The following is a 13,456-nucleotide window of genomic DNA, read 5'->3' as shown; positions in this document are numbered from 1 at the left end:
CGTGACGGGAGGATGCGGATGCGGAAGCTCATGTGGAGTGGCCTCGTGTTGAGCGGTCTTCTCATCGGCTGTGCGAGCAAGTCCACGCGGCAGGAGCCCGCGGAGCCGGCGGTGCCCCAGGACGCGGTGGCCATTCCGGAGACGGAGACGCCCGCGGAAGAGGGGGCGTCCCCGGCGAATCGGACCGACGCCACGCCGCTCGTGGTGAAGGCGGACCCTCAGCCCCAGGACCCCATCAACATCGAGAACGCGAAGCTCGAAGGCAACGTGCTGACGCTCAACGTCGCGCACGGGGGCGGCTGCGCCGAGCACACGTACGAGCTGGCCTGGGACGGGCAGCTCCAGTCGAAGGCCGGGGCCACGCCGGTGGCGAACCTGGTCCTGATTCACGATGGCCATGGGGACCGCTGCAAGGCCATGAAGTTCGCCGAGCTCCGCTTCGACGTGAGCCCCATCGCCCAGGCGCAGTCCGGCCAGAGCAACACGCGCGGCACGGTGGACCTGTCGCTGCTCGGCGTGTCCGCGCCCGTGCCGTACTCGTTCTGAGCGGGAGCGCCGGCCTGATGCGCGTGGACGCGACATGAAGCTCACCGAGGCCCTGGCGCTGTTGGAGCGCTGCTTCGGCGGCGTGGCGGAAGGCGCGCCCCGGCTCGTCGAGGCCGAGGACGCGCGCTTCGTCGAGCGTCCGAGCGCGGTGTGGCTGGAGTATCGCTGGTACGTGTCCCAGCGCGGCCTCGCCGAGGTGTTCCTCAAGTCGGAGCGGGTGCCCGTCGAGGTCCGCGCCGACGCGGAGGCCACGGTGATTCGGGTGCACCTGCTCGGCGTCGCGGACGGGCTGGCGGAGCGCGCGGCGGGGCTGCTCGTGGGCGGGCGGCCCGCGCCCGAGCGCCTCATGGGTCTGTTCGACGACGACGGCCTGCGCCGCGAGTGTGTCGCGTTCGCGCGCACGAGCGTCACGGTGGAGCACTGGGACACGCCGGGCCCGCGCAAGCTGCTGGACGAGGCCCGCTTCCACGCGCTCGCGGAGCGACTGAGGGACACCGCTTCGACACCGGAGGAGCGACACGAGTCGGTGCAGCGTCTCGCCGACGAGCGCAGCCCTCGCGTGGTGGAGGAACTGCTCGGACTGCTCTCGCGTCAGCCCTCGTTGATGGCGCTGCGCGTGTTGTCCGAGTGGGGCGAGGCGCGCGCCAGGGCTCCGTTGAGCGCGGCCCTGGACGCGGTGCGCTCCGACAATCCCGCGGACCTGTGGACCCTCACCGCCCTGGACAGGCGGCTGGAGGCCTGGGCCCATGTGGAGCGCTAGCGAGCCACCACACCCTGCGCGATGAGGTCATCCCTCAGGCGCGTCAGCACCTTGCCCAGCAGGTTCAGCCCACGCCACTTGGACGGGTCCATGATGCGCGCGTCATCCATGCCGAGCCCCACGCCCCAGATGCGGTCCATGGGACTGGCCTCCACCAGCTCCGTGCCCTGGCTCGCGAGCAGCACCTCCAGCAGCGCGGCATTCTGCGTGAACTTCGCGCGGTTGCCCTCGTAGATGATGCGCTCGCGCTCCTTCACCCACGTCTCCTCCACGAAGCCGCGCACCTTGCGGCCCAGCGCCTTCTGCGACTTGGGAGACGCGGACGCCATGATGCGCGCGAGCATCTCTTCATCCGCGAAGAGGCGCGCCTTGCCCGCCATCATGTACTGCTCCATGCAGTTGTAGCGGGCCCCCTCCACCAGGAACTCACAGGGATGCCACTGCGAGAACGGGGACTCCTGGGTCCAGAAGAAGGTGAACCTGTCCTGCCGCCGCGTGCCTGCCATGCCGAGCCTCCTGGTTCGTGTTGGTTTTACACCAACGACCAGGGGCCCGGCATCCTGACAGGCGTCTCGGGGAGGACTCAGGCGCGCTGGGCGCCGGGCACCTTGGGACCGAGCACGTCGCGCAGCGCGTCCGTCACGGTCAGCTTGGGCGCCCAACCCAGCGCGCGCAGCTTGTCGGGCGAGCCGACGAGGCTGGGGATGTCGGAGGGGCGCAGGCGCGCCGGATCCAACTCGATGCGCGCGTCCACGCCGGCCAGCAGGAGCATCTCCTCCAGCAGGCTGCGGATGGTGCGGCCCTCGCCGGAGCAGATGTTGTACGCCTGCCCGGGCTCGCCCTTGTCGAGCAGCAGCCGGTAGGCCTCCACCACGTCACGCACGTGCGAGAAGTCCCGCACCGCGTCCAGGTTGCCCGTGCGCAGCACCGGGTCCACCGTGCCCAGGCCGATGGCGCGAATCTGCGAGGCGAACGAGGGCACGACGAAGGTCGGGTCCTGCCCCGCGCCCAGGTGATTGAAGGGCCGGGCCATCATCACCTCCAGCCCGTAGCTGCGGTGGAACTGCACGCCGGCCAGCTCCGCCGCGGACTTGGAGGCCGCGTAGGGGCTCAGCGGCACGGCGGGCGTGCTCTCGGGGGCGCGCGTGCCCTCCGGCACCGGGCCGTACACCTCGCCCGAGCCCACGAGCACCACGCGCGTCTTCGGCGCGTTCTCGCGCAGCGCCGTCAGGAGGTTCACCACCCCCATCGTGTTCACCGCGAACACGCGCGAGGGGTTGTGGTGGCTCTTGGCCACCGAGCTGAAGCCGGCCAGGTGGATGACGCCTTCGGGCCGGGCCTCGGCGACGGCCGCCTTCACGGCGGCCTCGTTGGCCACGTCGAAATGCAGGGCGCTGCTGCTCACACCCTCGCCGCGGGGCCCGTGGGCCTCCACCACCTCATCGCCGCAGGCGCGCAACAGCGCGCACAGATGCCTGCCGACGAACCCATCCGCTCCCGTGACGAGAATGCGCATCTACCGCTGCCCCGCCTTCACGCGCTCCAGGTCCGCGTCCACCATCATCTCCACCAGCTGCTTGAAGCGCACCTTGGGCTCCCAGCCCAGCTCCTTCTTGGCCTTGGCCGGGTCACCGATGAGCAGGTCCACCTCGGCCGGGCGCACGAAGGCCGGGTCGATGAAGACGTGCTTCTGCCAGTCCAGGCCCACGCGCGCGAAGGCGATCTCCACCAGCTCCCGCACCGTGTGCGTCTCGTTGGTGGCCACCACGTAGTCGGCCGGCTTCTCCTGCTGGAGCATCAGCCACATGGCCTCCACGTAGTCACCCGCGAAGCCCCAGTCGCGCTTGGCGTCCAGGTTGCCCATGGGCAGCTTCTCCTGGAGGCCGTGCTTGATGCGCGCCACGTTGTACGTGACCTTGCGCGTGACGAACTCCAGGCCCCGGCGCGGCGACTCGTGGTTGAAGAGGATGCCGCTGACCGCGAACAGGCCGAACGACTCGCGGTAGTTCACGGTGATGTGGTGGCCGTACGCCTTGGCCACGCCGTACGGGCTGCGCGGGTAGAAGGGCGTGTCCTCCGTCTGGGGGACCTCCAGCACCTTGCCGAACATCTCGCTCGAGGACGCCTGGTAGAAGCGCACCTGCGGGCGCGTGTGGCGGATGGCCTCCAGCATCTTCGTCACGCCCAGCGCGGTGAACTCACCGGTGAGCACCGGCTGGTTCCAGCTGGTGGGCACGAACGACTGCGCCGCCAGGTTGTAGACCTCGTCCGGCTTGACCAGGTTCAGCAGCGCCGCGAGCGAGAACTGGTCCAGCAGGTCACCCTGGTGGAGCTGGATCTTCCCGTGCAGGTGCTGGATGCGCTCGAACTTCTCCTCGGAGGAGCGGCGCACCATTCCGTGCACCTCGTAGCCCTTCGAAAGGAGCAGCTCCGCCAGATAGCTGCCGTCCTGCCCCGTGATGCCCGTAATGAGTGCGCGCTTGGTCGCCATGGTCTTTTCGCTGTTGGCTGGAAGACGCACTTTGTACTCGACACGGTTGGCCGGAGCCAACCGTTCCCGAAGCCTTCGCACTTGAAAGGCATCCTCCGCGTGCGAAGTTACGGCGGACCCACCTGCCTGGAGCCCGGTCATGCGTCACCCTCTCATCCTCGCCCTGGCGGCGTTCCTCAGCGGAGCGGCCGCCTCCGCCCAGCCCGTGCGGGTGTCCCCTGTCCGTCAGACGACGCCGGACCCCGGGGCCAGCGGGGCGAACCTGCGCGACGTCGCCATCTGGGTGGGCAGCGCGGACGGGGGCACCGACAGCCTGCTCTTGACGGCGTATGACAATGCCAACTCCGGCCTCTTCACCTTCGGGTTGGATGGTCAACAGGTGGAGTCGGACTTCGATGGGCCCACGCTGGGCATCTCCCTGCGTGACGGCTTCCGTCTGGGCAACGACACCCTGTCGCTCGCGGTGACGGCGAACAGCGTCAACGGGCTGTCGGCCTACCGGGTGGATGGGCGGCGGGCGACGAACAAGGTGGAGCGCATCAACGTGGCGCCGCTCGTCAACAACAGCACGCAGTTCAACAGCGTGGCGCTCTATCGCAGCCCCTCCTCCGGTCGGTTCTATGTGTTCGCGGGCAACCCGTCCGGTTCGCTCCTGCAGTTCGAATTGTCCGGTGAGGACGGTGGGATGTCGGCCACGCTGGCGCGTGACGCGCTGGATGTGGGCGGCGCCATCACCGGGCTCGTGGCGGACGAGGAGCTGGGCTACGTGTACGTGGTCCAGTCCGGCGTGGCCATCTGGCGCTACAACGCGGAGCCCAACGGGGGGACCAGCCGCACCGAGGTGGCCTCGCTGACGGGCACGGGCCGCAACCTGTCGGGCTCCGTCAGCCGGCTCGCGCTCTACCGTGGCGCCAACGCGCAGGGCTACCTGCTGGCGGCGGACACGACCTCCAACTCGTTCGGCGTGCTGGACCGCCGCACGTACGCGTTCCTGGGCTCGTTCCAGATGGTGGCGGGGGATGGCGGCATCGGCGCGGTGGAGTCGCCGTTCGCGCTGGCCGTGTCCGCGCAGCCGGTGGGTCCCGAGTTCCTCGATGGCCTGTTCGTCGCGCAGGACTCCGACAACAGCAACCAGCAGAACCTGAAGCTGGTGGGTTGGGACAAGGTGGCGCAGGCCTTCACGCCGCCCTTGCGCATCGACACGCGTCCCTCGCAGGGGGACGGCGGCACGGATGGCGGCTCCGACGCGGGCTCGGACGGCGGTGGAGGTGGGGGCGGTGGGCCCGGGCCTGGCATCCCGGGAGGGGGGGGCTTCCCCGAGGCGGACGACGGGTCGGGTTGCTCGTGCGCCACCGCGTCGGTGCCTGGCAGCGTGGTGCTCGGGCTGCTGGCCCTGGGTCTGTCGGTGCGTCGTCGCCGCGAGCGCTGAAGCGCGGTTGAATCACGGCGCGCGGCGGGGTGAAGTGCGGACGCTCATGCGTTCACCGCGTCCCTTCCTCGTCGCGCTCGCGACCTGTGCCGCCGCCTGCGCCGGCACGCCCGCCACCCCGACGCCCGCCGCGTCCCCGGCCGAGCCCGTGCGGCTCACCCTGGTGGGCCTCAACGACTTCCATGGCAACGTGGAGCCGCACCGCACGCGGCTCTCCGACGGGCGCGTGGTGGAGGAGGGCGGCGCGGCCACCCTCGCCGCGTACGTCGCCCGACTGCGCGCGGACAATCCGGGCGGCGTGCTGCTGCTGGATGGTGGCGACCTCTTCCAGGGGACGCTGGCCTCCAACCTCACCGAGGGCGCCGTGGTGGTGGACGTCTACAACCACCTGGGCTTCACCGCGGCGGCCATCGGCAACCACGAGTTCGACTACGGCCCGGTGGGCGCCTCGCCCATGGCGCTGACTCCGGGGGAGGATCCGCTCGGCGCGCTGAAGGCCCGGGTGAAGCAGGCGCGCTTCCCCATGCTGTCCGCCAATCTCCGTGACGCGGCCACGGGCAGGACGCCCGCGTGGCTCGGCAACGACGGCACGCACCTGCTCACCGTGAAGGGCGTGCGCGTGGGCGTGCTGGGGCTCACCACGGAGTCCACGCCGAGTGTCACCAACCCCGCCAACGTCGGCTCGCTGCGCTTCCTGCCCCTGGCGTCCTCGGCGCTGGAGGCGTCGCGCTCCCTGCGCGCGCGCGGCGCGGACGTGGTGGTGGCGGTGGCGCACGCGGGCGGGCACTGCCCGGACCTGTCGAACCCGCGCGACACCGCGAGCTGCGAGCGCGGCGACGCGGAGATTGTCGACATGCTGGCCGCGCTGCCACCGGGCACGCTGGACGCGGTGGTCGCGGGGCACACGCACCAGGTGATGGGCCACTTCATCCAGGGCGTGCCCGTCATCGAGACGACGGGGCTGGCGCGCTCGGTGGGCGTGGTGGAGCTGTTCGTCGACCCCGTCCGCCGACGCGTGGAGCCGTCGCTCACCCGCATCCAGGCGGCGATTCCCCTGTGCTCGCAGGTGGACGCGGTCCATGGGGACTGTGATGGCCGGCGGCTGCGCGAGCGCGCCGAGGTGACGCTGGTGCCGTCGAGGTTCCTGGGCGCCGAGGTGCGCCCGGATTCGGACGTGGAGGCGCTGCTCGCGCCCACGCTGGCGCAGGTGGACGCGGCGCAGCGGCGGCAAGCGGGTGTGTCCTGTGCGTCGCCGCTGGTCCGGGGCTTCACGGAGGAGGGGGCACTGGGCAACGTCGTCGCGGACGCGCTGCGCGAGGCGGTGGGCGCGGACGCCGCGGTGATGAACCCCGGTGGCATCCGCGCGGACCTGCCGGGTGGGGTGCTGTCCTTCGGCCACGTCTACCAGGCGCTGCCCTTCGACAACACGGTGGCGGTGCTGACGCTCACCGGTACGGAGCTGGAGCTCCTGTTGAAGCTGGCGCACGGCGTGGACCGGGGCGCGGTGTTCGCGGTGTCCGGGCTGGAGCTGACGCTGGCGCGCTGCCCGGGGCCGGGGCGGCTCTTGTCCGTCACGCTGGAGGGCGGAAAGCCCCTGGTCGCCGAGAAGCGCTACCGGGTGGCGGTGCCGGACTTCCTCGCGCGGGGTGGGGACGGGGTGGAGGGCGTGACGCGGCCGCTGCCTCCCGAGCGCGCGGAGCTGGCCCCGTTCCAGGGAATGGACCTGCGCGAGGCGTTGATCGCCTACGGCCGCTCCCACGGGGGTGTCCTGCCCACGCCCGCTCTGGGGCGGGTGCGCTACAGCGGTGTCGCGGAGGCGTGTCCCACCGCCTCGCGTTGAGGGAGCCAGGGCTGAAAATTCGCCCGGGGGTTGATCCGCTGGGAGTGAACGGGGCCGTCCAACCCTTGGAAACTTCGATGAAAACGCTCCCGAGCCGAATTTTCGGCCTGGGATCAGTTTTCAACGGAGGGAAGGCACCTTACTCTATGGCTCGCGAGTGCCCGTGCCGAGGTGGCCCCATCAGGGACTGCGTGCGAGGGCCCCCGAGAGCGGGAGGGACTGACATGCTCTACAAAGTGACCCCGATGATGACGCCTCCGCCGGAGAAGGCGAAGCCGCGTGAACCGGGGCAGCCGCAGCCGCGAAAGCGGCGCAAGTCCGCCGTCTACGACGCGGATGGTCACGAGGTCCTCATCTCGTTGATGTGCATCAAGTGCCGTACGCTGAAGCCGCTGGCCCAGTTCGGGCTGCGGAAGATGGCGGACGGTGCCATCCGGAACCAGCCCTGGTGCCGCACGTGCCGCTCGGGCGCGGGGACCAAGAAGCCCAAGGCGGGCAAGGGCGAGGCCGCCGCGCCTTCGGAGCCGACGCCGGTGCTCCAGGTCGTCGAGCGTGCCGCGCCCAAGGCCGTCGCCGAGCCCGCCTCGTCCGACGTGCTCCCGGACATCCGGGGCTGATCGCCCCGTCGAGGCTCCAGCGAGGACTCCCACGAGGTCGCGTGCCCCGCACCGACCCGTGAGGGAGTCCTTTCGGCTCGCACGGGGCTCGGTGCCCGTGGAGCCACCTCGCCGCTCAGGACAGTCGGAGTCCCGCGGGCAGCGTGTCGCCGAGGGCGCGCGCCTCGTCCGCCGCCTCCAGCGCGACGACTTCACGCACCATGCGCACCCATGTCTCGGACGCCTTGGCCGCGACGAGCGCCTGGGCCGCGCGCTCGCGCAAGCCCGGGTCCACGTCCCGCGTCCTGTCTCCGGTGAGCCGCGCGAGCTGCGCCGCCGCGAACGGCGCACCGTCGATCTTGCGCAGGTCCAGCTCCAGCAGGAGCGTCAGCCACGCCTCGGCCGTCTCCACGTCCACGACCTTGTGGCTGCTGCCGTAGAGCGGCACCCGCGCGCCCAGCCGTCCCAGGGACCACGCCCACGGGCCACCGGACTTCGCCTCGGCCTTCAGCCGCTCGGCGATCCACCGGCCCACCTCCGCCTTGTCCCCGGGCGACAGGTGCTCCAGCGAGGCGGCCGTGCGCACCATCTCCTCCAACCCCTCGGGCTGGATGCCCTTGAGCTTCCCGGCGGCGGGCGCGTTGGGTGGCACCTTCCTCGACAGGTGCGGCTGCAGGTACGCGTAGAGCTTCTGCTGCTGCGCCTCCGTCAGCCCACCGGCGATGCGCCGCCACATCACCCAGAACTCCGTCCACACCGCCTTGTCCGTGTGGTGCTGCACCAGCGCGTCGAACAGGCTGAAGGTCTGCTCCGCGCGCCAGCCGTCCAGCGGATACCCGAAGCCCGGGCGCAGCGTGAAGCCCGTGAGGCTGTAGAAGACGCGCTCGTGGTCCTCGGTGCGACGGCGCTTGCTCGCGCCCGCGTACAGCGTACTCCACATCTCGCGCAGCACCGGCACCCGCCACGTCTCGCGCGGCCCCAGCGCCTTCTCCAACGTCCGCCCCAGCTGCTTCACGTCCTTGGGCCCCAACGGCAGTGGCTTGTTCCCGTAGACGCGCTCGATGTTGTCCTTGGCCTCCACGAAGCGCGCGGGCATGGACTCGGTGACGGTCAGCTCGTGCGAGCCCCCCGTGCCGCGCAGCTCGAACTCCAACCTCCACCGCTCGTCCGCGACGTCGGAGACGCAGTACAGCTCCAGCGTGCCAATCTCCGTCAGCGCCGCCTGCAGGTGTACCGGCACCTCCGCCACCTTGCCCGCCGCCCCCTTGAGCAGTGTGTGGATGGGCGGCAGCGGCTTCAGGTCCTCCGCCAGGGGCACCAAATCCCCGGGCTTGTCGATGCGGTCGCTCGTCGTCGAGTAGAGCTGGAACTGCACGGGCCTGCCGAGGGTGAGCGTGAAGGGGCGCTCGCCCAGGTCCACCTTCTGTCCCTCCTCGAAGCCGCGAGGGATGAGGCACAAGGCGGGCTGCTCCGCGCTGTCCGCGGGACGCTGCAACCCCACGTAGTACGCGCGCGCCGCGCCACCGCCGATGCGCAGGCCATGCCCACGCCGCACCAGCCCGTAGTACGCCGCGCCCCGCGCCACCGCGAGCTCCAGCGACTCGTGGCGCAACAGCGAGATGCGCGGCGCGTCCGGCCACCACCCCGAGACGGCCTCCACCAGCCGCTCCGAAATCCAGGGCGAGTTGAAGACGCCGCCGTTGAGCAGGATGGCGTCGGGGCGGGGGAGGGCGCCTTCGAAAGCAGGCGTCTCGCCCAGCGCCGCGAAGCCCGCCGCCGCGTGCTGCGCGAGGAACGCCGCCAGGTGCCGCGTCACCGCCGCGTCCTGCACGTACGGCAGGCCCAGCTCCTGGAGCGCCATGCGCGCGGCCCGGCGAGGCCGCTCCGTGGGCGGCGTGCGCGGGAAGAACCCATCCAGCACCAGCGCGTGGGCCTCCTCGCGAGACAGCTCCGAGGACAGCGTTCCACCCAACAGCCGGCTGCCCTCTCCCACCAGCGACACGCCGTACTTTTCCGGAGGCGCCTTGCCGAGCAGCGCCTCCTTCGCGGTGCGCGCGGCCTGGATGGCCTGCGTCCACTGCGTGGCGGACAGCCGCCGCCCGTCCGAAAAGAGCTTCTCCTCCACGCGCCGGGCCAGCGCCGCGTCCATGTTGTCGCCACCCAGCATCAGGTGGTCGCCCACGGCGAGTCGCCGCAGCATGGGGCCCTCGGGCGACACGCCCGCGTGCACCAGCGTGAAGTCCGTGGTGCCGCCGCCCACGTCCACCACCAGCACCAGCCGGACGTGGGAGAGCGTCTGCTCCAGGTCCGAGCGGTGGCGCGCGGTGTAGTCGTAGAAGGCCGCCTGGGGCTCCTCCAACAGCGTGAACTTCTCCAGCCCCGCCTTGCGAGCGGCGCTCACCGTGAGAGCGCGCGCGGCCTCGTCGAACGAGGCGGGGACCGTAATCACCACCTCCTGCCGCGACAGCGGCGCTTCCGGGTGCGCGAAGTCCCACGCGCGCGCCAGGTGCGTGAGCAGGAGCGCGCTGGCGTCCACCGGGGACAGCTTCGCCACGTCGGCGGGCGCGCCCCACGGGAGGATGGGCGCGGAGCGGTCCACGCCCGGGTGGCACAGCCAGCTCTTCGCGCTGGCAATCAGCCGGCCCGGCACGCGCGAGCCCTGCCAGCGCGCCAGCTCTCCCACCACCCACGGCCCGCCGTCGTCACCCCAGGGCAGGCGCAGCGACTCGGCGCTCAGCTCGTGGCCCGCGGGCACGTACACGGTGGAGGGAAGCAGCGCGCGCGGCGCCACCTCCCCCTGTCGGACGAGCTGCGAGACGGGGAAGTCCTCCACGGGCGCGCTCGCGCCCCGGGCGGGGTCCACGGACGCCACCGCGCAGTGGGTGGTGCCCAGGTCGATGCCGACGATTCGCATACACCTCCGGTTGCCGGTCGGCGTTCTACTCCTTCATGCGGACGTTGAGCTCCAGCTTCCAACGCCCGTCGCCACCTTTCTCCAGGCACCGCAGCTCCAACGTCCCCACCTCCGTCACCGCCGCCTGCAGATTGACGGGCGTCAGGTCGCCGAAGGCCGCGGGCTGTCCGGGCATGGTGGTCTCGATGGGGGCCAGCTCCTCCATCTCCCCCTTCGCCAGCTCGTCCGCCACGTCCTCCACCATCGTGCCGACGCGGTCGTCGCGCCGCATCGAGGAGGAGAAGAAGCGGAAGCTCGTGGGCTCCCCCGTGACGAGCCCGAACTCCTGCGGCGGCACGTCCGCCTGCGTGCCCTCCTCCATGCCGAAGGGCGCCACGCACAGCGCCTTCACCGGAGGCTCGAAGCCCGGCACCGCCGGCATCGACGACTCCACGCCCACGTAGTACGCGCGCGCCGTGCCGCCGCGGATGCGCAGGCCGTTCCCCTGCCGCACCCAGCCGTAGTACGCCGCGCCGCGCGCCACCGACAGGTCCAGGTCCGCGCCCTCCAGCTCCTTCGCCGGCTCGCCGCCGTCCGCCCTCAACCACAGGTTGAGCACCTCCATGACGCGCGCCTTGAGCGGCCCGGCCTTGAAGACGCCACCGTTGAAGAGCACCGCCGTCGGGTGCAGGAAGGACTTGTCGCCGACGTCCACCGGCGCGTCGTGGCTGGACTTCAGCGCCTGCGCCTGCCGGGTGAGGAACGCCGCCAGGTGCCGCGACACGCCCGCGTCCTGCGCGTAGGGCAGCGCCATCTGCGCCAGGCCCGTGCGCCGCGCCGTGCGAGGCAGCTCCGACAGCGGCGTCACCGGGAAGAAGCCGTCGGTGAGGACCCGGTCCAGCTCCTCGCGCGTCAGCTCCGTGCGCAGCGTGCCGCCGATGAGCGACGAGCCCCGGCTGGGGATGGAGATGGGCACCTTGTCCAGCGAGGTGTCCGCGTACAGCGTCTCCTTCGCCTGCCGGCATCCATGGGTGAGGGCGTTGAACTGCCACGGGTCCAGCTTCTTGCCCTCGGCCGCCAGGCGCTGGTTGAGCGTGTGCGCCAGCGCCAGGTCCATGTTGTCGCCGCCGAGCAGGATGTGGTCGCCCACCGCCACGCGCAAAAGCTCCACCTCGCCGTCCCGGTCCTTCACGGTGATGACGGAGAAGTCGGACGTGCCGCCGCCCACGTCCACCACCAGGATGACCTCGCCGGGCTTCACCTGCTGGCGGAACGTCTCGCCCATCGCCTCCAGCCACGCGTACAGCGCGGCCTGCGGCTCCTCCAACAAGGTGAGGTGCTCGATTCCCGCCGCCTTGGCCGCCTCCAGCGTCAGCTCGCGCGCCGCCGCGTCGAACGAGGCGGGGACGGTGACGATGACGTCCTGACGGGCCAGCTGGTTGTCGGCCTCCTCGCGCCCCGCGGCGAAGGTGGAGTCCCACGCCTCCTTGAGGTGGCGCAGGAACCGGGCGGACGCATCCAGCGGGGACACGCGCTGCACGTCCTCCGGCGCCTGCCAGGGCAACAGCGGCGAGCGCCGGTCCACGCCCGGGTGCGACAGCCAGCTCTTGGGCGAGGACACCAGCCGCGTGGGCACCTTGGCCCCGTGCGAGCGCGCCAGCTCTCCAATGACCGAGGACGCGTCCGGGTTCCACGGCAGCGCGAGGCTCCCTGGCGGGAACTCCTGCGCCGCGGGCAGGTACAAGAAGGAGGGCAGCAGCGGACGGGCCTCGAGGGTGCCGGGCGCCGTCAGTTGCGGGATGGGCAGCATGGACTGCGAGCGGCCCCGAGGCTTGCCGTCCTCGAGGTTGAAGTACGACACCGCCGAGTGGGTGGTGCCAAGGTCGATGCCGATGGAATAGCGGGCCATATCGGGCTTGAACTCCTGGGGGACTCCCTTTTGTCCGGTCTGCCTGTCCGCCGGGTGACGCTCAGGCGAGCTCGACTTCCGCCGGGGCAAGCACTCGCGGGTCCATGGCGGTGCTCACCGCCGGGAACTTCACTTCCGTCGTCACCCAACCATGGTGGCGCAGCGTCCCGTGGTGGGGCGGGGTGCCCGTCACGTTCCCGGTGAGGCGGATGCGCTGGGCGTCGAAGCCCGCGGGCACCGTCACCGACGCGCCCTCCGACTCGGGCAGCACCGGCTTCACCGTGAAGTACTGGCCGAGCACCTTGCGGCACCCCTCATGGACGGTGCGGCACGCGGCCCCCACCTCGGCGTCCGAGTAGGCGGCCACGTTCTCCTGGAGGAAGTCCACCAGCCGACCCTCCCGCTGCAGCATCGCCAGCAGCGTCAGGGCGCTGGCGTGCTCGCGCTCGGGCGGCAGGGCAGGGGGCGGCTCGGGGGGCTTCACCGCTGGGGGCGGGGTGGCGGGCGTGGCCTCACCGGAGGGGAGCAGGTTCAGCTGTCCGGCGTCGTAGGCCCGGCTGGCCGGCAGAACCGCGCGGGCGAAGTCTCCGGAGACGAGGCAGCGCCAGAAGCAGAGCCAGGCGAGCCAGAACCGCGCGAAGAACGACAGGGAGGCGGACGGGTCAGTCATCGGCTCCGGATAACAAAGCCCGCCTGCTTTGCAATTCGGCAGTTGCTCGAAAAGCCCCAAATGCAAAGGGCCTCACGGTTTCCCGTGAGGCCCTTCGTTTGCTGCATGGTGGAGGTGGACGGGATCGAACCGACGACCTTCGCATTGCGAACGCGACGCTCTCCCAACTGAGCTACACCCCCACAAATGGCCCTGCGTGCTGCGCCCCGGCGTTTTGGGCCGCCGAAGGTGAACGGGCTAGTACCGGACCCCTTCCCTGCTGTCAAGCGCAAGCCTTCAGGTCTCATCCGTGCGATTGACGTGCCGCGCAGCGGATGCCATA

General features: G+C 71.2%; 11 protein-coding genes and 1 tRNA gene. 5 read left to right on the top strand and 7 right to left on the bottom strand.

Going from position 1 to position 13,456, the window contains the following annotated elements; all coding sequences use genetic code 11:
- Positions 1-18: 18 nt before the first annotated feature.
- Positions 19-546, top strand: coding sequence for a hypothetical protein (locus AC6JA9_RS30985; protein ID WP_223745371.1), 528 nt, complete (start codon positions 19-21; stop codon positions 544-546).
- A gap of 34 nt (positions 547-580) precedes the next feature.
- Positions 581-1,306, top strand: a complete 726-nt coding sequence (locus tag AC6JA9_RS30980) for a hypothetical protein (protein ID WP_497958267.1) — start codon at positions 581-583, stop codon at positions 1,304-1,306.
- Here the strand turns inward: AC6JA9_RS30980 and ybiA are convergent.
- From ybiA to gmd, 3 genes are all read right to left on the bottom strand, one after another.
- A complete protein-coding gene (ybiA, locus tag AC6JA9_RS30975; RefSeq protein ID WP_473567233.1) occupies positions 1,303-1,812 on the bottom strand; it encodes a riboflavin biosynthesis intermediates N-glycosidase in 510 nt (169 codons plus the stop codon). The genes AC6JA9_RS30980 and ybiA overlap by 4 nt on opposite strands.
- A gap of 77 nt (positions 1,813-1,889) precedes the next feature.
- A complete protein-coding gene (locus AC6JA9_RS30970; RefSeq protein ID WP_223745374.1) occupies positions 1,890-2,822 on the bottom strand; it encodes a GDP-mannose 4,6-dehydratase in 933 nt (310 codons plus the stop codon).
- Entirely contained in the window at positions 2,823-3,797 is a 975-nt protein-coding gene (gene gmd / locus AC6JA9_RS30965; protein WP_223745375.1) for a GDP-mannose 4,6-dehydratase, read from the bottom strand.
- Positions 3,798-3,936: 139 nt separating this feature from the next.
- On the opposite strand from gmd, the gene AC6JA9_RS30960 reads away from it, so the two are divergent.
- From AC6JA9_RS30960 to AC6JA9_RS30950, 3 genes are all read left to right on the top strand, one after another.
- Positions 3,937-5,226: a myxosortase-dependent phytase-like phosphatase gene (locus AC6JA9_RS30960; protein ID WP_483578446.1), complete on the top strand. Its 1,290-nt coding sequence runs from the start codon at positions 3,937-3,939 to the stop codon at positions 5,224-5,226.
- Between the two features lie 46 nt (positions 5,227-5,272).
- On the top strand, positions 5,273-7,066 hold the full coding sequence (locus AC6JA9_RS30955) for a bifunctional metallophosphatase/5'-nucleotidase (RefSeq protein WP_497958266.1): 1,794 nt from the start codon (positions 5,273-5,275) through the stop codon (positions 7,064-7,066).
- A 224-nt stretch (positions 7,067-7,290) separates the two neighbouring features.
- Positions 7,291-7,683 (top strand): hypothetical protein, encoded by a 393-nt coding sequence (locus AC6JA9_RS30950; RefSeq protein WP_141332656.1) that lies wholly within the window; start codon positions 7,291-7,293, stop codon positions 7,681-7,683.
- A 115-nt stretch (positions 7,684-7,798) separates the two neighbouring features.
- Here AC6JA9_RS30950 and AC6JA9_RS30945 read toward each other — a convergent pair whose 3' ends face one another.
- The 4 genes from AC6JA9_RS30945 to AC6JA9_RS30930 all read right to left on the bottom strand — a co-directional run bounded on the left by AC6JA9_RS30945 (position 7,799) and on the right by AC6JA9_RS30930 (position 13,316).
- Positions 7,799-10,576: an Hsp70 family protein gene (locus AC6JA9_RS30945; protein ID WP_223745378.1), complete on the bottom strand. Its 2,778-nt coding sequence runs from the start codon at positions 10,574-10,576 to the stop codon at positions 7,799-7,801.
- Between the two features lie 25 nt (positions 10,577-10,601).
- Positions 10,602-12,464: an Hsp70 family protein gene (locus tag AC6JA9_RS30940; RefSeq protein WP_223745379.1), complete on the bottom strand. Its 1,863-nt coding sequence runs from the start codon at positions 12,462-12,464 to the stop codon at positions 10,602-10,604.
- Between the two features lie 61 nt (positions 12,465-12,525).
- On the bottom strand, positions 12,526-13,134 hold the full coding sequence (locus AC6JA9_RS30935; RefSeq protein ID WP_223745380.1) for a DUF2760 domain-containing protein: 609 nt from the start codon (positions 13,132-13,134) through the stop codon (positions 12,526-12,528).
- Positions 13,135-13,240: 106 nt separating this feature from the next.
- Positions 13,241-13,316, bottom strand: a tRNA-Ala gene (locus AC6JA9_RS30930).
- Positions 13,317-13,456: the final 140 nt, after the last annotated feature.

Source organism: Myxococcus sp. MH1 (genome assembly GCF_059738865.1).
The sequence above is the reverse complement of the archived record's forward strand: the minus strand, read 5'-3'. Positions and strand labels throughout refer to the sequence as shown.

Excerpts from the sequence above, each read along its gene's own strand:
- ybiA (WP_473567233.1), bottom strand. The coding sequence starts at position 1,812 with ATGGCAGGCACGCGGCGGCAGGACAGGTTCACCTTCTTCTGGACCCAG.
- AC6JA9_RS30950 (WP_141332656.1), top strand. The coding sequence starts at position 7,291 with ATGCTCTACAAAGTGACCCCGATGATGACGCCTCCGCCGGAGAAGGCG.
- AC6JA9_RS30970 (WP_223745374.1), bottom strand. The coding sequence starts at position 2,822 with ATGCGCATTCTCGTCACGGGAGCGGATGGGTTCGTCGGCAGGCATCTG.
- AC6JA9_RS30955 (WP_497958266.1), top strand. The coding sequence starts at position 5,273 with ATGCGTTCACCGCGTCCCTTCCTCGTCGCGCTCGCGACCTGTGCCGCC.
- AC6JA9_RS30935 (WP_223745380.1), bottom strand. The coding sequence starts at position 13,134 with ATGACTGACCCGTCCGCCTCCCTGTCGTTCTTCGCGCGGTTCTGGCTC.
- AC6JA9_RS30945 (WP_223745378.1), bottom strand. The coding sequence starts at position 10,576 with ATGCGAATCGTCGGCATCGACCTGGGCACCACCCACTGCGCGGTGGCG.
- AC6JA9_RS30940 (WP_223745379.1), bottom strand. The coding sequence starts at position 12,464 with ATGGCCCGCTATTCCATCGGCATCGACCTTGGCACCACCCACTCGGCG.
- AC6JA9_RS30960 (WP_483578446.1), top strand. The coding sequence starts at position 3,937 with ATGCGTCACCCTCTCATCCTCGCCCTGGCGGCGTTCCTCAGCGGAGCG.
- AC6JA9_RS30980 (WP_497958267.1), top strand. The coding sequence starts at position 581 with ATGAAGCTCACCGAGGCCCTGGCGCTGTTGGAGCGCTGCTTCGGCGGC.
- gmd (WP_223745375.1), bottom strand. The coding sequence starts at position 3,797 with ATGGCGACCAAGCGCGCACTCATTACGGGCATCACGGGGCAGGACGGC.
- AC6JA9_RS30985 (WP_223745371.1), top strand. The coding sequence starts at position 19 with ATGCGGAAGCTCATGTGGAGTGGCCTCGTGTTGAGCGGTCTTCTCATC.